Source organism: Sphingomonas sp. GW822-FHT03G08 (assembly GCF_058801135.1).
On the sequence record NZ_JBXAMZ010000001.1, the window covers coordinates 610,117 to 633,276 of the forward strand.

The 23,160-nt window shown below is 67.7% G+C and carries 22 protein-coding genes; 12 read left to right on the plus strand and 10 right to left on the minus strand.

Annotated features, from left to right (window positions below; all coding sequences use genetic code 11):
* Positions 1 to 52: 52 nt before the first annotated feature.
* The 5 genes from AC1RJ5_RS02650 to AC1RJ5_RS02670 all read left to right on the plus strand — a co-directional run bounded on the left by AC1RJ5_RS02650 (position 53) and on the right by AC1RJ5_RS02670 (position 5,214).
* Complete coding sequence (locus AC1RJ5_RS02650) at positions 53 to 1,555, plus strand: class I adenylate-forming enzyme family protein (protein WP_493111548.1); 1,503 nt, start codon at positions 53 to 55, stop codon at positions 1,553 to 1,555.
* Entirely contained in the window at positions 1,552 to 2,325 is a 774-nt protein-coding gene (locus AC1RJ5_RS02655) for a thioesterase family protein (RefSeq protein ID WP_493111550.1), read from the plus strand. The genes AC1RJ5_RS02650 and AC1RJ5_RS02655 overlap by 4 nt, the downstream gene beginning before the upstream one ends.
* 111 nt (positions 2,326 to 2,436) lie before the next feature.
* The gene (locus AC1RJ5_RS02660) at positions 2,437 to 2,856 is read left to right on the plus strand and encodes an EF-hand domain-containing protein (RefSeq protein ID WP_269575218.1); all 420 of its coding nucleotides are present in this window, start codon (positions 2,437 to 2,439) and stop codon (positions 2,854 to 2,856) included.
* A gap of 97 nt (positions 2,857 to 2,953) precedes the next feature.
* The gene (locus AC1RJ5_RS02665; protein WP_269576447.1) at positions 2,954 to 3,673 is read left to right on the plus strand and encodes a response regulator; all 720 of its coding nucleotides are present in this window, start codon (positions 2,954 to 2,956) and stop codon (positions 3,671 to 3,673) included.
* A 119-nt stretch (positions 3,674 to 3,792) separates the two neighbouring features.
* A complete protein-coding gene (locus AC1RJ5_RS02670) occupies positions 3,793 to 5,214 on the plus strand; it encodes a sensor histidine kinase (protein WP_269575217.1) in 1,422 nt (473 codons plus the stop codon).
* 211 nt (positions 5,215 to 5,425) lie between these two features.
* Here AC1RJ5_RS02670 and ndk read toward each other — a convergent pair whose 3' ends face one another.
* Complete coding sequence (ndk, locus tag AC1RJ5_RS02675; protein ID WP_184166551.1) at positions 5,426 to 5,848, minus strand: nucleoside-diphosphate kinase; 423 nt, start codon at positions 5,846 to 5,848, stop codon at positions 5,426 to 5,428.
* Between the two features lie 424 nt (positions 5,849 to 6,272).
* Positions 6,273 to 6,716 carry a DNA polymerase III subunit chi gene (locus AC1RJ5_RS02680; RefSeq protein ID WP_269575216.1) on the minus strand — a complete coding sequence of 148 codons (444 nt, stop codon included), beginning with the start codon at positions 6,714 to 6,716 and terminating at the stop codon, positions 6,273 to 6,275.
* Positions 6,717 to 6,839: 123 nt separating this feature from the next.
* Between AC1RJ5_RS02680 and AC1RJ5_RS02685 the strand changes: the two genes are divergently transcribed.
* The 4 genes from AC1RJ5_RS02685 (at position 6,840) to rsmA (ending at position 12,512) form a co-directional block, all read left to right on the plus strand.
* Complete coding sequence (locus AC1RJ5_RS02685) at positions 6,840 to 9,161, plus strand: LPS-assembly protein LptD (protein WP_446746008.1); 2,322 nt, start codon at positions 6,840 to 6,842, stop codon at positions 9,159 to 9,161.
* Positions 9,162 to 9,257: 96 nt separating this feature from the next.
* Positions 9,258 to 10,703, plus strand: a complete 1,446-nt coding sequence (locus AC1RJ5_RS02690; protein WP_342251035.1) for a peptidylprolyl isomerase — start codon at positions 9,258 to 9,260, stop codon at positions 10,701 to 10,703.
* Between the two features lie 25 nt (positions 10,704 to 10,728).
* Positions 10,729 to 11,700, plus strand: coding sequence for a 4-hydroxythreonine-4-phosphate dehydrogenase PdxA (gene pdxA / locus AC1RJ5_RS02695; protein ID WP_493114622.1), 972 nt, complete (start codon positions 10,729 to 10,731; stop codon positions 11,698 to 11,700).
* Positions 11,697 to 12,512 (plus strand): 16S rRNA (adenine(1518)-N(6)/adenine(1519)-N(6))-dimethyltransferase RsmA, encoded by an 816-nt coding sequence (rsmA, locus tag AC1RJ5_RS02700; protein WP_493111555.1) that lies wholly within the window; start codon positions 11,697 to 11,699, stop codon positions 12,510 to 12,512. Before pdxA ends, rsmA begins: the two co-directional genes overlap by 4 nt.
* A 126-nt stretch (positions 12,513 to 12,638) precedes the next feature.
* Here the strand turns inward: rsmA and AC1RJ5_RS02705 are convergent, their stop codons facing one another.
* The gene (locus tag AC1RJ5_RS02705) at positions 12,639 to 13,154 is read right to left on the minus strand and encodes a tetratricopeptide repeat protein (RefSeq protein WP_342251038.1); all 516 of its coding nucleotides are present in this window, start codon (positions 13,152 to 13,154) and stop codon (positions 12,639 to 12,641) included.
* Positions 13,155 to 13,183: 29 nt separating this feature from the next.
* Entirely contained in the window at positions 13,184 to 14,368 is a 1,185-nt protein-coding gene (locus AC1RJ5_RS02710; RefSeq protein WP_493111558.1) for an RsmB/NOP family class I SAM-dependent RNA methyltransferase, read from the minus strand.
* Positions 14,369 to 14,702: 334 nt separating this feature from the next.
* Here AC1RJ5_RS02710 and purT point away from each other — a divergent pair, with 334 nt between their 5' ends.
* Positions 14,703 to 15,872, plus strand: coding sequence for a formate-dependent phosphoribosylglycinamide formyltransferase (gene purT, locus AC1RJ5_RS02715; protein WP_493111560.1), 1,170 nt, complete (start codon positions 14,703 to 14,705; stop codon positions 15,870 to 15,872).
* A gap of 9 nt (positions 15,873 to 15,881) precedes the next feature.
* Here the strand turns inward: purT and AC1RJ5_RS02720 are convergent, their stop codons facing one another.
* The gene (locus tag AC1RJ5_RS02720) at positions 15,882 to 16,790 is read right to left on the minus strand and encodes an AraC family transcriptional regulator (protein ID WP_269575210.1); all 909 of its coding nucleotides are present in this window, start codon (positions 16,788 to 16,790) and stop codon (positions 15,882 to 15,884) included.
* 95 nt (positions 16,791 to 16,885) lie between these two features.
* On the opposite strand from AC1RJ5_RS02720, the gene AC1RJ5_RS02725 reads away from it, so the two are divergent.
* A complete protein-coding gene (locus AC1RJ5_RS02725; protein ID WP_493111562.1) occupies positions 16,886 to 17,635 on the plus strand; it encodes an SDR family oxidoreductase in 750 nt (249 codons plus the stop codon).
* A gap of 68 nt (positions 17,636 to 17,703) precedes the next feature.
* Here AC1RJ5_RS02725 and AC1RJ5_RS02730 read toward each other — a convergent pair whose 3' ends face one another.
* The 5 genes from AC1RJ5_RS02730 to AC1RJ5_RS02750 form a co-directional block, all read right to left on the minus strand.
* Entirely contained in the window at positions 17,704 to 18,567 is an 864-nt protein-coding gene (locus AC1RJ5_RS02730) for a phosphatase PAP2 family protein (RefSeq protein WP_493111564.1), read from the minus strand.
* Between the two features lie 227 nt (positions 18,568 to 18,794).
* Complete coding sequence (locus AC1RJ5_RS02735; RefSeq protein WP_269575207.1) at positions 18,795 to 19,220, minus strand: hypothetical protein; 426 nt, start codon at positions 19,218 to 19,220, stop codon at positions 18,795 to 18,797.
* A gap of 91 nt (positions 19,221 to 19,311) precedes the next feature.
* Positions 19,312 to 20,769, minus strand: a complete 1,458-nt coding sequence (gene guaB / locus AC1RJ5_RS02740) for an IMP dehydrogenase (RefSeq protein WP_493111566.1) — start codon at positions 20,767 to 20,769, stop codon at positions 19,312 to 19,314.
* A complete protein-coding gene (locus AC1RJ5_RS02745; RefSeq protein WP_269575205.1) occupies positions 20,738 to 21,235 on the minus strand; it encodes a hypothetical protein in 498 nt (165 codons plus the stop codon). The genes guaB and AC1RJ5_RS02745 overlap by 32 nt, the downstream gene beginning before the upstream one ends.
* 39 nt (positions 21,236 to 21,274) lie before the next feature.
* The gene (locus tag AC1RJ5_RS02750) at positions 21,275 to 22,114 is read right to left on the minus strand and encodes an HpcH/HpaI aldolase/citrate lyase family protein (protein ID WP_342251043.1); all 840 of its coding nucleotides are present in this window, start codon (positions 22,112 to 22,114) and stop codon (positions 21,275 to 21,277) included.
* A 47-nt stretch (positions 22,115 to 22,161) separates the two neighbouring features.
* Here AC1RJ5_RS02750 and AC1RJ5_RS02755 point away from each other — a divergent pair, with 47 nt between their 5' ends.
* Positions 22,162 to 23,160: an SPFH domain-containing protein gene (locus tag AC1RJ5_RS02755; RefSeq protein WP_184166592.1), complete on the plus strand. Its 999-nt coding sequence runs from the start codon at positions 22,162 to 22,164 to the stop codon at positions 23,158 to 23,160.

The following is a 23,160-nucleotide window of genomic DNA, read 5'->3' on the forward strand; positions in this document are numbered from 1 at the left end:
TATGGCGTTCGCGCGGGTGCTCTTCTAGTCCTGCCGGTAACCGGGAGGATGCATGCGTACCGAGGAAATGCTGGCGGGCGAATTCGCCACGGTCTCCGATCTGATCCGCGGCCATGCCGCCGAGCGGCCGGACAAGCCGGCGATGATCTTCGAAGACAAGTCGATCTCCTATGCGGGACTCGACGCCCTGCTCGATCGCCTCGCCGCCGCGCTCCAGCGCGAAGGCGTCGGCAAGGGCGATGCGGTCGCCATCCTCGCCGCCTCCTCGATCGAATATGGCGCCGCCTTCTTCGCCACCCTGCGCGCCGGCGGCGTCCCCGCGCCGCTCCAGCCCTCGGCCACGCCCGCCCAGCTCGCCGCAATGGTCGCCGACAGTGACGCCAGGATCCTCTTCCTCGACGAGACCGGCATCAAGGCACTCGGCGATGCACAGGTCACGGCGAAGCCCGTGCGCCTCGAGGCGCTGGACGATTTCCTTGCCCCCGAAGGATCGAAGCCCGCGCCGGTGACGATCGGCCCCGACGACCCCTTCAACATCATCTACAGCTCCGGCACCACCGGCACGCCCAAGGGCATCGTCCAGCCCCAGTCGATGCGCTGGATCCACATCGCCCGCGCGCCCGGCGGCTTCGGCAGCGCGGTGACGATGATCGCCACGCCGCTCTATTCGAACACCACCCTGGTCAGCTTCATCCCGACGATCGCCTGGGGTGGCACCACGGTACTGCTCGGCAAGTTCGACGCGCGCACCTTCGTGACCCAGGCGGCAAAGCACCGCGCCACCCACGCAATGCTCGTCCCCGTCCAGTATCAGCGGATCATGGCGCTCCCCGATTTCGACAGCTTCGACCTGTCGAGCTTCCAGCTCAAGACCTGCACCAGCGCCCCATTCTCCGCCGCGCTCAAGGCCGACATCCTCGCCCGCTGGCCCGGCCTGCTGGTCGAATATTACGGCATGACGGAAGGCGGCGGCACCACGGTTCTGGTCTGCAACGCCAACCCGACCAAGCTCCACACGGTGGGCGTGCCGCTTCCCGGCCAGGATCTCCGCCTGATCGACGAAGACGGCAAGGAGGTCCCCCGAGGCGAAATGGGCGAAGTCGTCGGACGCTCGGGCGCGATGATGACCGGCTATCACGGCCGCGCCGACGCCACTGCCGATGCCACCTGGCATGACGGCGATGGCAATCGCTACATCCGCCACGGCGATGTCGGCCGCTTCGACGAGGACGGCTTCCTGATCCTGATGGACCGCAAGAAGGACCTCATCATCTCGGGCGGCTTCAACATCTACCCCTCCGACCTCGAGGCGATCCTCATCACCCACCCCCAGGTCACCGACTGCGCGGTGATCGGCGTGCCGTCCGAGCAATGGGGCGAAACCCCGGTCGGCTTCTTCACCGGCCCCGGGGACCCCGCCGAAGTGCTGGCCTGGTTCAACGCCCAGGTCGGCAAGACCCAGCGCCTCGCCGATATCCACAAGCTCGACGAACTGCCCCGCAGCGCGATCGGCAAGGTACTCAAGCGCGAGCTGCGCGACCGGATCGCCGCGTGACCCCGCTCGCCACGATCCTCGCCGAGGCCATCCGCACCGAATCCGGCTTCACCAGCACGGTCCACACCGACTGGATGCAGGGGCGTACGGCATACGGGGGCTTATCCGCCGCGCTCGCGCTCCAGGCGGCGCTCGAGGTCGAGCCCGACCTGCCGCCGCTCCGCTCGGCCCAGGTCGCGTTCATCGGCCCGCTCGCTGGCCCGATCACCGTCACCGCCACGAAGCTGCGCCGCGGCCGCAACGCCGCCTTCCTCCAGTCGGACGTGACGTCGGAAGCCGGCCTCGGCCTGCGCGCCACCTTCGTGTTCATGGCCCCGCTCGCCTCGACCATCGCGCATGACGCGGCGAAGCGTGCGCCCGTAACGCCCCCGCCGGCCGAGGCCGAGCTCTATACCGGCCCCGACGACTTCTTCACCGGCAACTTCAACTTCTTCGACGAGAAGGACGGCACCGGCCCGGCCGAATGGCTCCGCTGGGCCCGGCTGCGCGACCATGCCGGCCTCCACCCCTTTGTCGAGCTGATGGCGATCGGCGACGCCCTTCCCCCCGCCGCCTTCAAGCTGCTCGAGGAGAAACGTACCCCGCTCAGCTCGCTCAACTGGCAGATCAACTTCCAGACCGCCGCGCCCGCCACCACCGACGGCTGGTGGCTGCTCCACGCCAATGCCGACACGGCACGCGACGGCTATTCCACCCAGCGCATGTCTATCTGGAACGCCGCCGGCGAGCCCATCGCCGAGGCCATGCAGGGCGTCGCCATCTTCGGCTGATACAAGTTGCGACAGTTTCCCGCGCGGGTGACAAACCCGTGCGACAGCGTGCCGCGAAAAGCGAACCCTGTCGGGGGCTTGGGACCTCCGAGACCAAGGAGTTCGCACCCGATGAAGAAGTTCCTCCTCGTCGCCTTCGCCGCATCGGCCATCACCGCCCCGGCCTTCGCGCAGGATACCCCGCAGCGCGGCGGCGGCATGCTCAGCCGGCTCGACACCAATGGCGACGGCATCGTCACCAAGGAAGAATATAACGCCGGCATCGCCGCGCGCTTCGCCGCGCTCGATACCAACAAGGACGGCAAGGTCAGCGAGGCCGAGCGCGAAGCCGCCGGGCGCGGCGGCGGCATGGGCATGCGCGGCATGACCGGCGACGTCACGCTCGATCAGATGCAGGCCCAGGCCGCCCAGCGCTTCGACCGCATCGACGCCAATCACGACGGCAAGATCGACAAGGCAGAGATGGACGCGATGATGGCCCGCATGCGCGATCGCCAGGGTCCCCCGCCGGGCAGCTCGGGTAACAACTGAGCCAGCCCGGAAACTCGCCCGGGCAGGCACCTTGCCTCCTCGCCTGCCCGGGCACCCCCTCTTGTCTTGCGGCCCGCCCATGACCTACGAACCCGATATGTCGGAAACGCCGCACCTGCTGCTCGTCGAGGATGAGCGCTCGATCCGCGAACCGCTCGCGCAATATCTCACCAAGCAGGGCTTCCGGATCACCCAGTCCGGCGATGCCGAGGGCGCCCGCGCCCGCATGGCCGCCTATGCGATCGACCTGGTGGTGCTCGACATCATGATGCCCGGCGAGGACGGCCTGTCGCTCTGCCGCCATATCCGCGAGACCAGCGACACGCCGGTGATTCTGCTCACCGCCCGCGGCGAGGAGACCGACCGGATCGTCGGCCTCGAGATGGGCGCCGACGATTATGTCGTGAAGCCCTTCTCGCCGCGCGAGCTCGCCGCCCGGATCAAGGTGGTGCTGCGCCGCCTCCAGGCCGGCGGCACCCGCCAGCACGCGCCCGACGCGGGCAGCTTCGCCTTTGCCGGCTGGGTGCTCAAGACCGGCGAGCGCGCGCTCGTGGACCGCGAAGGCGTCTCGGTTCCGCTGTCGACCGGCGAGTACAATCTGCTCCACGCCCTGGTCACCCGCCCCCGCGCGGTGCTCACCCGCGACCAGCTGCTCGATCTCACCCAGGGCCGCGAAGCCGCCGCCTTCGATCGCGCGATCGACAACCAGGTCAGCCGGCTGCGCAAGAAGATCGAGCCCGATCCCCGCAACCCCGCGATCATCAAGACCGTCTGGGGCGGCGGCTACACCCTGGCAGCCGAAGTGACGCGGCTTTGAGGGCTCCCTCTTCTGCTTCCCCGGCGAAAGCCGGGGCCCAGGGTTTCTCTGCCGTGTCGCTCCGTTACCCTGGGGCCCGGCTTTCGCCGGGGAACAAGTAAGGGCATGACAACAGCCGCATGACCCGCCTCTTCCCCCGCTCGCTGACCGGCCAGATCGCCCTCCTCGTCGCGGTCGCGCTGTTCCTTGCCCAGGCGATCAACTTCGGCCTGCTCGTCCGCGAGCGCCAGAATGCCCGTTTCGCCCAGGTCATCGTCCCCACCGTCACCCGGCTGATCGATGCTGCCGAGCGCCTCGGCACCCCGGTGAACCCGCGTCCCGCTCCTCCGCTGCCGCCAGGCCCCGCCGGCCGCCAGGACGGACACGATCGCGACGGTCGGGAACGCCGCCAGACGCGCGGCGGCCGGGTCGATTTCGTCCCCGCCAATCCGATCCCCGCCGAACTCGGCCGCCGCGCCGATATCGAGCGCGACCTGCGCCGCGGCCTCACCGATGGCGGCGTGCAGGTCGGCCAGGTCATCGCGGTGGTCCGCCCGATCGACGACAGCCGCCCGCTGCTCAAGCGCATGGACCCGGCCCGTGCCGAGCGCCTGCGCCGCCTCGGTGCCGAGCTGATGATCGCGGTCGAGCTGCCCGGCAAGGGCTGGCTGTCGCTCAGCTCGGCCTGGCCCCGTTCCGAGCGCGCGCTGATCTGGCAGCTGCTCGCCCAGACCTTGATCCTCTACATCGTCGTGCTGGTGCCCGTGCTCTGGGCCGGCCACCGCATCGCCCGGCCGCTGCGCAAGCTCGCCGCAGCCGCCAGCGCCTTCCATCCTGGTGAAGACGCCGATCCGGTCGAGGAAAGCGGCCCCAGCGACGTCCGCGCGGTGATCGCTGCGTACAATGCGCTCAGCACCCGCGTGACCGCGATGCTCGACGAAAAGGACCGCATGCTCGGCGCGATCGGGCACGACCTGCGCACGCCGCTTGCTGCGCTTCGCGTACGAATCGAGTCGGTAGAGGATGAAGAGGATCGCGCCCGCATGGCGGACACGATCGACGAGATGAACCACACGCTCGACGACATCCTCAGCCTCGCCCGGCTCGGACGTCCGAGCGAACCAGCCACCGATGTTGACTTGTCCGCCTTGATCGACGCCGTCGTCGAGGATTTCCGCGATCTCGATCAGGACGTCACCTTCGAGGAAGCGCCGCGCCTGCGCATGCATCTCCGCCCCACGCTGATGCGCCGCGCGGTGCGCAACCTGATCGAGAATGCGGTGAAATATGGCGGCGGTGCCACAGAGGTCCGCCTGCGCTCGGACGAGCGCCATGTCCGCATCGAAGTCTGCGATCGCGGCCCCGGTATCCCCCCGGAAAAGCTTGAGAAAGTCTTCGATCCCTTCACGCGCCTGGAGGAATCCCGCAATCGCGAGACCGGCGGCGCCGGCCTGGGCCTCGCCCTGGCTCGTGCAATCGTCCGCGACGCAAGCGGCGAGATCGGCCTGGCCAACCGTGAAGGCGGCGGCCTGGTGGCAACGATCACGCTCCCGCGGAGCTAGCCGCAAAAACCTTCGTCACTCTGAACTTGTTTCAGCATCCAACGCTCCACAAAGGATATCCTTGGCGGCTCCTTGGATGCTGAAACAAGTTCAGCATGACGGCGTACTGTATCCACCATCCCCCAAAGCTGACACACGCCCCCAAACACGAAAAAGGCCGGTGCTTTCGCCCCGGCCCTTCGCATCCAAAACGGTGCAAGAAAGTCAGCGTTTAGCCGACGATCTCTTCCGGCTTGAAGAAGAACGCGATCTCGATCGCGGCGTTCTCGTCCGAGTCCGAACCGTGCACCGAGTTCGCCTCGATCGATTCGGCCAGCTCCTTGCGGATGGTGCCGGCATCGGCGTTCGCCGGGTTGGTGGCGCCCATGATGTCGCGGTTGCGCTGCACGGCGTTCTCGCCCTCGAGCACCTGCACCACGACCGGACCCGAGATCATGAACTCGACCAGGTCGTTGAAGAAGGGGCGCTCCTTGTGGACGCCGTAGAAGCCCTCGGCCTGCTCGCGGGTCATCTGGATGCGCTTCGAAGCGACGACGCGCAGGCCGGCCTCCTCCAGCATCTTGGTGACGGCGCCGGTGATGTTGCGGCGGGTGGCATCGGGCTTGATGATCGAAAAGGTCCGGTTCGCGGCCATGGCCGTGCGGCTCCTGCTTTATGGTTGTGGAAAAGTCGCGGCTCCCTAGTCCCGCGTTGCGCCGGATGCAAGCGCGGCGTGCTGTCCTACAGGCGCGCGTTCCGCTATTGTTCCTGCCGACGCTCTTTGAACCGTGAAGAAGATGCGATGTCCTGCGGCTGCGGGATCGCGGGCGCGTACCCATTTTCCGTCACCCCGGCCTTGAGCCGGGGTCCCTCTAGTCTCGATCGCGGAAGGAGCGGGATCCCGGCTCAAGGCCGGGATGACGATGAAATAGAGAGCCGTGCAAGCTTCCGCGTCCAAACCGTCCGCAAGTGCAACACCCCACATGGAGGGAAACAGCCGCAGAACTTTATCAAACCGACCGGCCTCAAGCCGCCGTTACGCACAACCTAAGCAAATATCGGCGTACAGAAGCGTACACTCAGGCCGCTTTCTCCCAGCGCCCCTGCTCGTTCTGCTTCCAGTAGTTGCGCTCCACCCCCTCGCGTCCGGCCAGTCCCTTCCAGGCGGCCCGCGCCTCGGCGATGCGGTCCTCGTCGAAGAAATGGAAGGCCCGGTCGAAGCCCAGCGCCTCCTCACGCCACACCCCGTCGGCCAGCGCGATGTTGCGCGCGCCATTGGCCGGCGTTTCCGGCTCGCCGGCGATCAGGATCGGCTGGCGGTCATCGTCCGGCCCGCCCGCCTGGCCGTGCGGCAGGAAGCTTTCGGGGGTATAGGTCCATAGCAGCTGGTCCAGCCTGGCCCGCTGGCTCGCCTCGCCGGCGACGATCAACAGCCGCCCGCCGGTCTCGACCACGCGTTCGGCGATCCGGGGCAGCGCACGTTCCAGGGGGAGCTGCGTCAGATGGTAGAAATCGACCTGCATTGGCTCCTGTTAGCGCCTCCGTGCGTTCGGGCCAACGCACGTGACGTTGCGGAGCCGCAACCGCTGCGATAGGGCAAATAATTGCCGCGTGCACGGGAGTGAGAAACAAAGGTGGGAATCGAAGTGACGCGCAAGGCCTTGCTGCTGTCGGCCGCTGTCGGCCTGTGCCTGTCGGCAGAGGCGCGCGCGCAGCAGACGACCGCGCCGGCCCAGACCGCGCCGCAGCCCGCGACTCCGGCGCCGTCACCCGCGCCCACGCCCGCCGCTGGCCCTGACCTGCAGACCCCCGCGGTCGAGCCGCCGCCGCCTTCGCCGAGTGCGCTGCCCGAGGGCGACGACCAGATCCAGTTCACGTCCGACCAGCTCGAATATGACGAGAATCAGGACGTGGTCACCGCTACCGGCGATGTCCGCCTCTATCGCCGCAGCGAGCGGTTGCGCGCCGACAAGGTGACCTGGAACCGCAAGAGCGGGCAGGTCTTCGCCGAGGGCAATGTCGTCGTCGTCAATCCGCAGGGCGATTCGGCCTATGGCGACAAGGTCGAGCTGACCGACACGCTGAAGGAAGGCGTCGTCCAGAACATGCTGGTCGTGCTCGACGCCGGCGGCCGCATCGCCGCGGCGCAGGGCCAGATGCACGAGGATGGCAGCTTCACGGTCGAGAACGCCGCCTACACCCCCTGCTCGGTCACCAATTCGGACGGCTGCCCCAAGGAGCCGAGCTGGAAGATCACCGCCAATCGCGTGGTCTATGAGCCCGCCAAGAAGCGGCTGCGCTACACCGGCGCGCGCATCTCGGTGTTCGGCTTCGCGACGATCCCGCTGCCGGTCTTCTCGCACCCGGTCGGCGGCCAGAGCGCCAGCGGCTTCCTCGCGCCCGATCTTCGCTACAACCGCGCGAACGGCGTGCAGTTCGCGCTGCCCTATTATTTCAGCTTCGCGCCCAATCGTGACCTGACCGTCACCCCGCGCGTCTATTCCAGCGTGCTGCCGATGCTGCAGGCTGATTATCGCGAACTCAATTCGCTCGGCGCCTTCCGGGTCAGCGCCTATGGCACCTATAGCCGCCGCGCCGACGATCTCACCGTGCCGGTCACGCCTACCACCTCGAAGAACGATTTCCGCGGCTATCTCGATGCGGTCGGCAATTTCCAGCTCGATCCGAACTGGAGCGCCAGCGCCTCGATGCGCCTGACCACGGACCGGACCTTCCTGCGTCGGTACGACATCTCGCGCGACGATCGACTGCGTAATAACTTCCGCGTCGAACGCATTGATGCAGATAGCTATTTCTCGATCAACGCCTGGGTCGTGCAGACGCTCCGCGTCGGCGAGCGCCAGGGCCTCCAGCCCTATGCCCTGCCCGAGATCGACTATCGCCGGCGCATGGATGACGGCATCATCGGCGGCCGCTTCGAGTTCCAGGTCAACACGCTGGCGATCGGCCGGTCCGACGGCCAGGATTCGCAGCGCGCCTTTGCCAGCGCCCGCTGGGACCTGCGCCGCCTGACCAACTGGGGCCAGGAAGTCACCCTCACCGCCTATGCCCGTGGCGACGTCTACAATGCTTCGGACACGATGCTGACGACGATCGCCAGCTATCGCGGCGAGGAAGGCTTCCATGGCCGCGGCATCGGTGCGCTGGCGGTGGACGTGAAATGGCCGCTGGTCGGCAGCCTGTTCGGCGGCACGCAGCGCATTACCCCGCGTTTCCAGATGGTTGCCTCGCCCAAGATCGCCAATCTCGAGGTGCCGAACGAAGATGCGCGCGCGGTGGACCTGGAGGATTCCAACCTCTTCGCGCTCAATCGCTTCCCCGGCTATGACCGGTTCGAGGATTCGACCCGCTTCACCTGGGGCCTCGACTATGCGCTCTACCTGCCGGGCTTCTCGATCGACGCCAATGTCGGCCAGAGCTATCGCATTTCCTCGCGCCCGACGCTGTTCCCGGATGGGACAGGTCTGAACGCCCGGGTGTCGGACATTGTCGGCCGCACCGTCGTGCGCTTCCGCGATTTTGTCAGCTTCACCCACCGCTACCGGCTCGACAAGGACAGCCTGGCCTTCCGCCGCAACGAAGTCGACATGACGCTCGGTTCGCGCTCCACCTATGCCCAGATCGGCTATCTGCGCCTCAACCGGAACATCAACGCGTCGCTCGAGGACCTGCAGGACCGCGAGGAGCTTCGCCTCGGCGCCCGCATCCAGATCGCGCGTTTCTGGTCGCTCTCGGGCTCGACGCTGGTCGATCTGACCGATCGCAAGGAAGATCCCACCTCGCTCGCCGACGGATTCGAGCCGGTGCGCCACCGCCTGGGCATCACCTATGAGGACGATTGCCTGCGGCTGGGCCTGACCTGGAAGCGCGATTATGCCACCACCGGCGACGCTGCGCGCGGCAACTCCTATCTGTTGACGCTGGCGTTCAAGAATCTGGGGCGCTAGGCTGCGCCGCTAGAGGGGAACCGCCGGTAAGCCTAAGTTCAGGCACAATTGAACATTATGCGCCACTCTCCGGCAGATTTGAGGGTACGGAATCACGTGAACATTGGTGTTAGCAAGGCGATCCGCGCAGGCCGCTTGTCCGTTCTCGCGCTCGTCGTCTCCAGCGTAGCGCCGGGGGTTGTGGCGCAGACGGCACAGACCGCTCCCGCGCCGAAGCCGGCCGCTCCGGCCCCGCAGCAGTCGGCTCCAGCCCCGCAGCAGGCAACGCCCGCGCAGCAGGAAGATGCTGCCGCCGCGCTTGCTGCCCAGCTCGATCTTCCGCCCGATCTCAAGCTGTTCGGCAAGGCCGATCCCAACATCCGCAAGCCCACCGCGATCGTGAACAACACGGTGCTCACCGGCACCGATGTGGACCAGCGGCTCAACCTGATCATCGCGCTCAACAAGCTCAACCTGAAGCCGGAAGAGCGCGATCAGTATCGCATGATGATCCTGCGCCAGCTGATCGACGAGACGCTGCAGATCCAGGAGGCCAAGGCCAACGAGATCAATGTCGATCCCAAGGAGATCGACCAGAGCTTCGGCGGCGTCGCCCGCCGCCTGAAGATGACTCCGGAGCAGTTCCGGGTCTTCCTGCGCCAGTCCGGCGCTTCGGAGCGCACGATCCGCAAGCAGATCGAGGGCGAAGTCGCCTGGGGCCGCGTGCTGCGCCGCAAGGTCGACATCAACGTGAGCGACGAGGAGGCCGATGCCATCATCGCCCGCCTCAAGGCCGCGCAGGGCAGCGAAGAATATCACGTCTACGAAATCTACATGAACGCCACGGACGACCGTAAGCAGGAAGTCTATGCGGGCATGCAGCGCATCATCCAGCAGATGAAGGAGGGCGCGCCCTTCGATTATCTCGCCAAGACCTATTCGGAGAGCTCGACCAAGGGTCAGGGCGGCGATCTCGGCTGGGTCCGCCTGGCGCCGGGCATCCTGCCCGACGAGATGGCCAAGGCCGTGGAAGAGATGTCGGCCGGCCAGGTCGCGGGTCCGATCCCGCTGTCGACCGGTTTCTCGATCGTGTACCTGGCGGACAAGCGCAAGATCGGCATGGCCGATCCGCGCGGCGCCAAGCTCTCGCTCCGCCAGATCACCATCACCTTCCCCAAGGGCACGAACGAGGCGCAGGCCCAGGCGCGCGCCGGCCAGTTCGCCCAGGCAACCCAGGCGATCAAGGGCTGCGGTGACGCGGCCAATGTCGCCGCCGCGCAGAATGCGGAAGTGGTGGAGAAGGACGGCGTCGTGATCGGCGACCTGCCGCCCGCGCTGCAGCAGATCATCCTGCCGCTCCAGGTCGGCCAGGTGACCCAGCCCTTCGGCACGATCGAGGACGGCGTCCGCGTGCTCGTGGTCTGCGGTCGCGACGATCCGCCGCCCCCCGGCCTGCCGACCCGCGACCAGATCCAGGACCAGGTTGCCGAGCAGCGCACGAACCTGCGCGCCCAGCGCATGCTTCGCGACATCCGCCGCGACGCGCTGATCGAATATCGCTGAGGTGATCCGGCCGCTCGCCATATCGATGGGCGATTCGGCCGGAGTCGGCCCGGAAATCACCGCCAAGGCATGGAAGGCGCGCGAGCTGCATTCGCTCGCGCCCTTCTTCGCCATTGGCTGTCCCGACGCCGTCGAGAAGGTTTGGGACGGGCCGATCGCCCGGATCACCAATCCCGACCAGGCCGCGGCCGCCTTTGCCGAGGCGCTGCCGGTACTGCCGGTCGGCGACACCTGCGCGGTGACGCCCGGGAGCCCCGACGAGGCCAGTGCCAAGGCCGCGCTCCAGTCGCTCGAGCTGGCGGTCGGCCTGTCCAACGCCGGCGCGGCGGGGGGCGTGGTCACCGGTCCGGTCTCCAAGGTCCAGCTCTACAAGATCGGCTTCCGGCATCCCGGCCAGACCGAGTTCGTCGCCGAGCGCTGCGGCATCTCGCCGGAGAATGCGGTGATGATGCTTGCCGGCCCGACGCTGCGCGTGGTGCCGATCACCGTACACGTCGCGATCGCCAGCGTGCCGGGCCTGCTCACCATCGAGCTGGTACTGGCCAAGGCCCGCGCCACGGCGCGCGGTCTGCTGCGCAACTTCGGCATCGAGCGGCCCCGCCTCGCCTTTGCCGGCCTCAACCCGCATGCCGGCGAGAGCGGCGAGATCGGACGGGAGGAGATCGACGTCCTCCTGCCCGCTATCGCCCAGCTGCGCGAGGAAGGCATCGATGCGATCGGCCCCTTCGCCGCCGATGCGATGTTCCATCCCCGCGCCCGCGCCGGCTATGACGCCGCGCTCTGCCCCACGCATGACCAAGCGCTGATCCCGATCAAGACTCTCCATTTCGACGAAGGCGTGAACATCACCCTCGGCCTGCCCATAGTCCGTACTTCGCCAGACCACGGCACCGCGTTCGGCATCGCCGGCAAGGACGAGGCCAATCCCGGCGCGATGATCGCCGCGATCAAGATGGCCGCCAGCGCCGCCCAGCGCAGGGCAGACGCGGCGGCGTGACCGAGCTTCCGCCTCTCCGGGACGTCATCAGCAAATATGGTCTCAGCGCGAGCAAGGCGCTGGGCCAGAATTTCCTGTTCGACCACCAGCTGCTCGCTCGCATCGCCAAGGTGCCGGGCAAGCTCGACGGCGCCGAAGTGTTCGAGGTCGGCCCCGGCCCCGGCGGTCTGACCCGCGCGCTGCTCCAGGGCGGCGCCAGCGTCACCGCGGTGGAGCGCGACCGGCGCTGCATTCCGGCGCTGGAGGAGCTTGGCAGCTTCTTCCCCGGCAAGCTCCACGTCATCGAGGGCGACGCTCTTGAGGTCGATGCCCCGGCGCTGTTCGAAGGCAAGCCGCACGTCGTCGCCAACCTGCCCTATAATGTCGGCACCGCGCTGCTCGTCGGCTGGCTCTCGGCCGAGTGGGAGCCGTGGTGGGCCAGCCTCACGCTGATGTTCCAGAAGGAAGTGGCCGAGCGCATCGTCGCTGCGGCCGGTACCGAGCATTATGGCCGGCTCGCCGTGCTCTCCCAATGGCGCTCCACGCCCAGGATCGCGATGAACGTCCATCGTTCGGCCTTCACGCCGCCGCCCAAGGTGATGTCGGCCGTCGTCCATATCGTCCCCGCCGAAGCGCCCGAGGGCGTGCGGCTCAAGACGCTGGAGAACCTGACCGCCGCCGCCTTCGGCCAGCGCCGCAAGATGCTGCGCCAGAGCCTGAAAGGCGTGCCCGGCGCATTGGAGGCGATGGAAAGCCTGGGCATCGACTCCGCCCGGCGTGCCGAGACGGTGACCGTCGCCGAGTTCGTCGCACTTGCCCGAACGCTGGGCTGAGCGGCCCAAAGTACACGAAGTACACGCCAAGAAGCCGTTTTCGGCGCTGTCCTGATTGTCAAAGAGCGGCCCGGCATCCGCCGGACCGCCCTTTCCAATCAGACGAAATCCTACATTACAAGCCGATCAGGGCTTGGCCGTCGGCGACGCCGCAGGGGCCGGGGCCGGTTCGGCCTGGGCGGTGACCACCGGCGGGCCCTTGGCGATCGCGGCGGAGAGCTGGGCGGCGTCGGCGCAGCCCTTGGCGCAGAGCTTCTCGATCTTGGCGAGGTTCTCCTTGGCCCGCTCCATCGCGCCCTTGGCAACCATCGCCTCGCCCTGCCCGCGCAGCGCGGCGGTGTCGTTGGGCTCGAGGCTCAGCGCTTCACGATAGAGGCGGATCGCCTTGCCGGGCAGGTTCACCTTGCGGGCGATATCGGCGAGGACGAGATACGCGTCGCGATTGCGCGGATCGACCGCCAGCGCGCTTTCGAGCACATCGCCGGCACCCTGGACATTGCCGCCGGCGAGCATCGCGCGGCCCTGCTTGACCATTTCCACCGAGCGCGGATCGATCTGGTCGTCGGCACGCTGCGCCATCAACGACGTGGAAACCGAGAGCAGAAGCAACGCACCGGCCGCCCCAATCGCAGTGAAACGCATCACATTCTCCGAAATCTTGCCGGTCGCTATCATGGCCGCCGCATCCTCGCGACAAAAAAGCCGTCGGTCGAGTCCCTTAGCGGGGTGAAGCGCACGCCCGGGCCACGCGGTGTGCCGGCGCCGAGCGCCAGCGGCTCAACGGTCCAGCCGGGATTGCGCTCCAGGAACGCCTGGGCCTGCCCCGCCCCTTCGGCATCGAGCAGCGAGCAGACGACATGCACCAGCACCCCGCCGGGGCGGACGAGATCGGCGGCGATGTCGAGCAGCGCGCGCTGTGTCGCGACATAACGGTCGAGCCGCTGCGGATTGAGCCGCCAGCGCGCCTCCGGGTTGCGGCGCCAGGTGCCGGTGCCCGAACAGGGCGCATCGACCAGCACGACATCGGCGCGGCCGGCCTGGTCGGCCAGCATCGCGCGTTCCTGGTTGGGGTTGAGCAGGCGGGTCTCGACGATGCCCACCCCTGCCCGCTCGGCACGCGGCATCAGCCGGGAGAGCCGGGGGCGATCGATATCGCAGGCCAGGATGCTGCCGTGATTGGCCATCGCCGCCGCCAGCGCCAGCGTCTTGCCGCCGCCGCCGGCGCACAGGTCGATGACATGCTGGCCGCGCTCGACGCCTGCCGCGAGGCTGACGAACTGGCTGCCGGCATCCTGCACCTCGAGCTTGCCGTCCTTGTACGACGGCAATTGCTCGATCGGCGCATCCGAAGGCGCGCGCAGCCCGGCGGGCAGGCACGGCAGCGGCACCGAGCCGGGAATCTCGGCCTGGATGACCGCGGGATCGGCCTTGAGCGTGTTGACCCGGATGTCGAGCGGGGCGCGCTCCAGCAGCGCATCCTGCTCGTCGCTGTCGAGACCCGAGGCGGCAAAGGCCTCGGCCAGCCAGCGCGGCAGCACGCCGGCTTCGGCGATTGGCTCACCCGGCGCGATCGGCGCGGGGCCATAGGGCGAGCCGTCGAACCATTCGACCAGTTCCGGCCGACGCCCGACCAGCGCCAGCATCGCGGCGCGGCCGGTTTCCGGGCGCTCGCCGAGCATGCGGATCGCGTCATAGACCAGCTCGCGGATCGCCCGGCGGTCCTTGGAACCGGCATAGCGACGCTCGGCGAACCACTTGGCGATGATCGTGTCGGCCGATCCACCCTGGTCTCGGGCGGCGGTAGTGATCTTGTCGAGCAGGTCGATGGCGGCCTGGATGCGGGCGGCGGGGTTCATGACGTTAAACCGCCCGGTTGAGCAAAATGTTGAATCTCTTGAGTCTCCACGCGGGTGCGCGGGAGGGCAAGAGTCAGGGAATTCGCGCTCGGCATAGCCGGAGCAGAAGCAGAACATTGCCTACATTGGTAGTGGAAATTGCGGGAGCGGGGCTCAAGCATCTTTACTCATCGTCACCCTGAACTCGTTTCAGGGTCCAACTCTCCACGAGCGATAAAGCCGGGGGCGCCCTGGATGCTGAAACAAGTTCAGCATGACGGAATATGGTGAGGGGAATGGACAAGCAGGCGCCATCCCGCCACAGCCGCGCCAACCCCATCAGGAAGGCAAGCACATGGCGTTCACGGCGAAGATCCTGCTCCTCGGCTCGGGCGAACTCGGCCGCGAGTTCGTGATCTCCGCCAAGCGGCTCGGCGCCCATGTGATCGCCTGTGACGCCTATGAAGGCGCGCCTGCCATGCAGGTCGCCGATGGCTTCGAGGTGTTCTCGATGCTCGACGGCGAGTTGCTGCGCGCCGCGGTGGAGAAGCACCAGCCGGACTATGTCGTCCCCGAGGTCGAGGCGATCCGCACCGAGGTGTTGGCCGAGCTGGAGGCCGAGGACTTCACCATCGTCCCGTCGGCGCGCGCCACCCAGATGACGATGAACCGCGACGGCATCCGCGAAGTCGCCGCGGTCGAGCTGGGCCTGCGCACGTCGCGCTATCGGTATGCCGAGAGCCTTGAGGAAGTGCTGGCCGGCGCCGGGCACACCGGCCTGCCCTGCGTGATCAAGCCGGTGATGTCGTCCTCGGGCAAGGGCCAGAGCACGGTGCGCGAGGCCGGCGCGCTGGAGGCCGCCTGGGACTATGCGGTCGCCAACATGCGCGGCGACCGCAAGCGGGTGATCGTCGAGGAGTTCGTCGACTTCGATTACGAGATCACCCTGCTGACGATCCGCACCCGCAACGGCGTGCTGTTCTGCCCGCCGATCGGCCACCGCCAGGAGCGCGGCGACTATCAGGAAAGCTGGCAGCCCGCCGCGATGTCGGCGCAGGCGATTACCGACGCGCAGGAGATGGCGCGCAAGGTGGTCGACGATCTGGGCGGCTATGGCATCTTCGGGGTGGAGTTCTTCGTGAAGGGCGAGGAGGTGATCTTCTCCGAGCTCTCGCCGCGCCCGCACGACACCGGCATGGTGACGCTGATCTCGCAGAACCTCAGCGAGTTCGACCTGCACGCGCGTGCGGTGATGGGCCTGCCGATCCCGGCGATCACGCTGCGCGGGCCCTCGGCTAGCGCGGTGATCCTGGCGGACCGGGCTTCGGAAACCTTGTCCTATGCAGGGCTGGCCGAGGCGCTGGCAACCGAGGGCGGCGAAGTGGATGTGCGGATATTCGGCAAGCCGAATTCGCGGCCCTATCGCCGGATGGGCGTGGCGCTGGCGCTGGCGGGGGATACCGATGCGGCGCGGCGGGTGGCGGCGGAGGCGGCGAGCAAGGTGCGGATCGGGTATGGCGACTAAGGCCAACCCCTAGACCAAAGCGGCGGGCGCCCGCGCAAACCGGCCGGGCGAGCAACCAAGGCGCTTGCGGAATGCCGTGCTGAAGGCGCTCGCCGATTCATAGCCGATCTCGTCGGCGATGCGATCGAGCGACTTCACCCCCCGGCTAAGCGCATCCTTGGCAATCGCCATGCGCCAGCGGGCGAGATATTCGATCGGTGCGCAGCCCAGTCGTTCACCGAACCGCGCCGAAAAGGCGGACCGCGACATGCCAGCGATCCCGGCGAGCTCCGCGACCGTCCAGCCCGCCCGGACATCGGCGTGGATCGTCTGGAGCACGCGAGCCAGCGCCGGATCGCGCATGCCGTTGAGCAGCCCCGCAGGCATCGCCTGACTGCCGATGCCGCGCCAGCGCAGCGCTTCGACCAGCAGCACCTCGAGCATGCGCTGGACGATCAGCTCCTTGCCGGGTTGATCGCCCCCACATTCCTCGGCAAGCAGCTCGATTAGCCGGCCGAACCGGGTCGCCCTGCCCTCCGTCGCCGGAATATGGATGCGGCCCGGCAGCAGCGCGAGCAGCAAGGGTGCATTGACGCGCTCGAACGCGAAGCTTCCACCAAGCGATACAAAGTCGGGCTCACCTTCCTGCTCTCCGTGCCGGACGGGCTCGGCACTCGGCTCGACTGGGACGCAGGCGATATCGGGCGCACTGCCCAGCGTGAAGGCCGGGGTCGTTGGCAACAGCAGGAAATCGCCCCGTGCCAGCCGGATCGGTTCGCTGCCCTCGAACCTGACCCAGGCCTCACCGGCGAGAACGAGGGTGAAGCCGGGCGCGTCATGCGCGGCATAGCGAACGCCCCATTGCCCGCGCGCCGAGATCGGCTTGGAGACGGCGGCACGCGGCCGGAGCAGGGCAATGATCTCGCTGAGCGGATCCATATTGGACGATCCATAATCAAATAAGGATCATCAATTATATATCGTATCATCCGGCGCGTCTATCTCCTGGTCATCAACATCAAGGGAGACAGGCAATGACCAAGACGATCCTCATCACCGGCACCTCGTCAGGCTATGGAAAGGCGACAGTGGAGCTTTTCCTTTCGCGCGGCTGGAACGTGATAGCGACGATGCGCCGGCCCGAAGCTGCCCGGTTCGCGACGCCAACCGAACGGCTGCGGGTGCTGCCGCTGGACGTCACCGACGAACGGAGCATCGCGACGCTGATCGAGACGGCGGGGCCAGTCGATGTGCTGGTCAACAATGCCGGCGTGGGCGGCGTGGGCGCTTTCGAGGCGATGCCGATGTCGCTGATCCGCCAGCTGATCGAGACCAACACGATCGGCGTGATGGCCATGTGCCACGCGATCATCCCGCAAATGCGCGCACGCCGATCGGGCATGATCGTCAACGTCACCTCGACCGTGACGCTCGGCGCTTTTCCGCTGGCCGCGGCCTATACCGGGTCCAAGCAGGCGATCGAGGGGTTCACCGGCTCGCTCGCCCATGAGCTCGGCCATTTCGGCGTGCAGGTGAAACTGGTCGAGCCGGGCTATGCCCCCACGACGCGGTTCGGCGCGAACGCCATTGTGCCAGTCGAGGATCTGCTGCCTGGCGAATACGCCGATTTCGCGCGACCGATCCTCGAAGCCTTGGCAACGCCGGCGATGACAACCCGGGAAAGCGAGGTCGCCGAAGCTGTCTGGGACGCGGCGCACGATATCGCGGGCGCGCTGCACTTCCCCGCCGGAGCGGATGCGGTTGCCCTCGCCAAGGCGCGCTGAGATGCGGGTTCCCGTGCCGGCGGCCCCCGCCGGTACGGGAAACGGATCGGCGCGTCCGGTCGCTGCTTTCAGGCCGCCACCGCGCTGCGCCCGAACCGCCCCACAAGCCTCCCCGCCAGCACCAGCGCCACCAGCGCCACGGCTGCCCCGATGATCATGTCCGACAGGTAATGCGTCCCCTCCACCGGGGTCGCCAGCAGCATCGCCAGGGTGAGGAAGGTCAGCGGCCAGCGCAGGTTGCCGCAACGCCAGGCGGTGGCGATGTAGACGACGCCGGAGGCGGTGTGGAAGCTCGGGGCCGAGACCAGGCCGCGCAGCTCGTTGAGATTGACCTGTCCGATCTGGTGGGCGCGGAGCGCCGGGATGAGCTGTTCCTGCCAGATCGCGCTGGTTGGCATATAGGGGATCGGGCCCTTCCACAGATAGGTCAGCGGGCCGACGGCGGGCATGAACAGGTACAGGGTCAGGGTCAGGATCGCGGCCAGCCAGAAGCTGGCGAGGAAGCGGTGCGCCTCGCGGCGCTGGCCGCGGATCGCAAAGGCGATGAGCAGCGCGGCCGGGGTCACATAGATGCACTGATAGGCGGCCACGCCGAGCCGCTGGAGGCTGGGATGCGCGACGACCGTCTCGTACCAGGCGAGCCAGTGGAAATGCAGCGCCTCGTCGATCCGCTGGAGCGGGGCATCGGCATAGCCATGCGACAGCGCCGCCAGCGGATAGGTGGCAACCGCGCCGGTGAGCGCCATCGCCATGAACAGCCCGACATTCTCGGTGAGATCGGCCAGGCCCGGTGCCCAGCGCCGGCTGGTGCGGGACAGAGCGGGCCGGACGGCGAAGAGCAGCAGCAGCGCCGCGACATAGGCCAGGTTGGACGGCAGCAGCGGATCGATCCGCAGCCCGGCCTTCCACATCAGCGCCGCGCAGATCGCCATGCTCAGGCCGATCGCACCCCATAGCTGGGCGGGCCGGAAGCCGGCGGCGGATCCCGCGGGTCGGTTGGGCGCTACATCGGGAAGCGGCGGGAAAATGGCGGTGCCTGGCATGAGCCGGGCGCGAACGAAACTTGGCACCGGGCGCAGCGTAGCGAATTACCAAGGCGGCGCAATCGGATAGAAGACAGCCCACCGTCCCGCCCCGGGGCTGGGGCAAAGCGACGCTCTCAGGCGGCCTGACCGCTGCTCCAGCCCTTGCGCAGCTCGCAGACGTGCAGGATGTGGTCGTTGACCCGCTTCATCATGAGATTGGCGCTCAGGCGGTATTCCGGCCAGTTCTCGAGGACGTGGCGCCGCGCCCAGCGCAGGCCGAAATCGTCATAGTCGCGCTGGAGCTGGATGCAGTCGATCTTCAGCGCCCGCGCGTCGCGACGCGCTTCCGCCGAGCCGATACCCTGCTGGGCGGGCTCGTAAATCTCTTCGTGGACAAAGCGCTGATAGGCAGCCAGCGCCTCGACCATCTCACGGCGGAGATGGCGCAGCGCATCCAGATCGGCACCCTTCACGGAGTCGGTGATCTGGGTGCGGGCGGTGGCCATGATCTCGATCAGTCGATCATGATGCCGGGTGAGAATATCGAGACGCCGTGACATTGCTTCATAATGGAGCAAATATCTTGCCAGAGCTTTACCGCCCGGCGGGCCGCGCCGCCCGAAGGAGCGACGCGGCCGGCGGTATCACGGCCTATCGCGTCGGGTAGTTCGGCGCCTCGCGGGTGATCGTCACGTCGTGGACGTGGCTCTCGCGCAGGCCGGCATTGGTGATGCGGACGAAACGGGCCCTCTTCTGGAACTCGTCGATGGTCGCGGCACCGACATAGCCCATCGACGCCTTCACGCCGCCGACCAGCTGGTGGATCACGTCCTTGGCCGGGCCCTTGAACGCCACCTGGCCCTCGATGCCTTCCGGCACGAGCTTGAGCTGGTCCTTGACGTCCTGCTGGAAATAGCGGTCGGCCGAGCCGCGCGCCATCGCGCCGACCGAGCCCATGCCGCGGTACGACTTGTAGGCGCGGCCCTGGTAGAGGAAGGTCTCGCCCGGGGCTTCCTCGGTGCCTGCCAGCAGCGAGCCGATCATCGCGGTCGAGGCACCGGCGGCGATCGCCTTGGCGACGTCGCCCGAGGTGCGGATGCCGCCATCGGCGACCACCGGCACGTCATGCTTCGACGCTTCGTTGGCGGCTTCCATCACCGCGGTGAGCTGCGGCACGCCGACGCCGGCGACGACGCGGGTGGTGCAGATCGAGCCCGGGCCGATGCCGACCTTGATGCCGTCGGCGCCCGCGCCGATCAGCGCCTTGGCGGCTTCGGCGGTGGCGATGTTGCCGGCGATCACCTGGACGCGGTTGGAGAGCTTCTTCACGCGCTCGACGGCGCGGCTGACCTCGACATTGTGGCCGTGCGCGGTGTCGATCACGATCAGGTCGACCTCGGCATCGACCAGCGCCTCGGTGCGGGCAAAGCCCTTGTCGCCCACGGTGGTGGCGGCGGCGACGCAGAGGCGGCCGGCAGCGTCCTTGGTGGCGGACGGATAGTTCACCGCCTTCTCGATGTCCTTCACCGTGATCAGGCCGACGCAGCGATAGGCATCGTCGACGACCAGCAGCTTCTCGATGCGGCGCGAATGGAGCAGGCGGCGCGCCTCTTCCGAGCTGACGCCGACGCGGACGGTGGCAAGGTTGTCGTGCGTCATCAGCTCGGCAACCGGCTGGTCGAGCCGCTCGGCGAAGCGGACGTCACGGTTGGTGAGGATGCCGGCGAGCTTGCCCGACGCCTCGACGATCGGAATGCCGCTGATCCGGTGCTGGGCCATCAGCGCACGGGCCTCGGCCAGGGTGCCGGTGGGTGCCATGGTGATCGGGTTGACGACCATGCCGCTCTCGAAGCGCTTGACCGCGCGGACCGCCTCGACCTGCTCCTCGATGTCGAGATTGCGGTGGAGGACGCCGATGCCGCCGAGCTGCGCCATGACGATCGCCATGTCGGCTTCGGTGACGGTGTCCATCGCCGAGGAGAGGATCGGGATGTTGAGCGAGAGGCCGCGGGTTACCCGCGTACGGGTGTCGGCCATGCTCGGCAGGACTTCGGATTCCCCCGGATAGAGGAGAACGTCATCGAAGGTGAGGCCGAGGGGGATGTCCATGGGGTGCGCCAATGTCCTGATTCGGAAGTTGGCGGCCCATGTAACCGCGAGGGTCGGAAAGCGCTAGGGGGTCGGCGTCATCTTGTCGGTCGCAAAGCAACGCCTGCTCGACCATGACCTGCTGGCGGATGCTGCGCGAAAGCTCGACCGAGGCACGGCAATAGCCCGGCCAGTCGGCAGCGACCTCGCGCAGGCCCCAATTGCCGACATGCACGGTATACTCGATGCGCTTCTCGATGTTCGACTGGCGCAGCGCGGCGATCTGCTGGGCATGGACGCCGGTCGCCTCGCGCTCCAGCGCCTCGCAGAGCCGGTCGACCGTGGTGCGGCGCTCGCCATTCACCTTGGAGATGTAGAGCCGGACGCGCGACAGGCGCAGCTGGTCCAGCGTGGGCTGCGCGAGGAGATGTTCGAGCTCGTCGAGCGCGGCGAGCAGATCGCTGTGAAGCTTGGGCAGTCCGGGCATGTAGCTATAATAGACGCTGCCCGGCCTAGGTGGTCCTACCTAGGCAAGGAAATCATCCGATCCGGCATAATCCATCGCGCGATCGAGCAGCGCGCGGGCCTGATCGACGTGCATCGCCTCGATCATCCGGCCGTCATAGCGCTCGGCCCCGCCCGTAGCGGCGGCAACGAGGGCGCGGGCTTCCGCCAGTTCGGCCTCGCTGGGGCCGAATGCCTGGCCGGCGATGGCGATCTGGTTCGGGTGGATGAGCGACTTGCCGTCATAGCCGAGCGCCCTGCCCTCGCGGCATTCGGCGGCGAGGCCCTGGGGATCGTCGAGCTTGTTGAACACGCCGTCGAGCGCCCAGACGCCGGCGGCGCGGGCGGCGAGGACGACGCTTTGCAGGGATACGCCCATCTGCGCACGCCCGCTGGAGGGCGGGAGGCGGAGCGAGGCGGCCAGGTCGTTGGTGCCGATGATGAGCCCGGCCAGGCCCGGTACCGCGGCGATCTCGGCGGCACCCAGCACGCCGCGCGGGGTTTCGATCATCACCAGCAACGGCTTGCCGAGCGCCCTGGCGACCTGCGCGACCTCTTCGGCACTTTCCGCCTTGGGCAGCACCGCGAAGTCGGCGCTGGAGCCCGCAATCGCCGCGACATCCTCGCCATGCTCGGCGGTGTCGATCGCGTTGATCCGGATCGCCGAGAGGCTGGCGGCAAAGCCCTGCCCCACCGCTTCGACCGCCGCGACGCGGGCGCTCACCTTGTCGGCCTGCTTCACCGCATCCTCGAGGTCGAGGATCACCAGATCGGCGCCGAGCCCCCGCGCCTTCTCGATCGCGCGCGGGTTCGAGGCCGGCAGGAACAGGGCGGTGCGCGGTGCGAGACGGGCTGTGGTCATGCCCCCTCTCTATGCTAGCAAGAGGCAAATCGTGAAGGGGGAGTCGGATGCTCGTACTCAATGTTTTCCTGGGCGCGGTCGCCGTGGTCGTCGTGCTCTACCTCTTCTCCAGCGTGACCATCGTCCGCCAGGGCTATCAGTACACGATCGAGCATTTCGGCCGCTTCACCAGCGTCGCCGGGCCGGGCTTCAACTTCTTCCCCGCCTTCTTCTACCGGGTCGGCCGCCGGGTGAACATGATGGAGCAGGTGATCGACATCCCCGGGCAGGAGATCATCACCAAGGACAATGCGATGATCTCCACCGACGGCGTGGTGTTCTTCCAGGTCCTCGACGCGGCCAAGGCGGCCTATGAGGTGAGCGACCTCTACATCGCGCTGCTCAACCTGGTGACGACCAACCTGCGTACCGTGATGGGCGCGATGGACCTGGACGAGACCTTGTCGAAGCGCGACGAGATCAATGCGCGACTGCTCTCGGTGGTCGATCACGCGACGACGCCCTGGGGCGTGAAGATCACCCGCGTCGAGATCAAGGACATCCGCCCGCCGGCCGACATCGTCAACGCCATGGCCCGCCAGATGAAGGCCGAGCGCGAGAAGCGCGCCAACATCCTCGAGGCCGAGGGCAGCCGCGCCGGCGCGATCCTGCGCGCCGAGGGCGAGAAGCAGTCGAAGATCCTCGAGGCCGAGGGCCGGCGCGAAGCCGCCTTCCGCGACGCCGAGGCACGCGAGCGCTCGGCCGAGGCGGAAGCCAAGGCGACCCAGCTGGTGTCCGACGCGATCGAGGCGGGATCGAGCCAGTCGCTCAACTATTTCATCGCGCAGAAATATGTCGAGGCGGTCGGCAAGTTCGCGACCAGCCCCAATGCCAAGACGATCCTGTTCCCGGTCGAGGCGACCCAGCTGATCGGCACGCTGGGCGGGATCGGGGAACTGGCCAAGGATGCGCTGGCTGGTGGCGGTGGCGGCAATGGCGGCGCCCCGCGCCCGCCGGCACCGCCCGCCCCGCCGCGCCCGCGTCCGTTCGAGCCCAAGGAGGGTTGA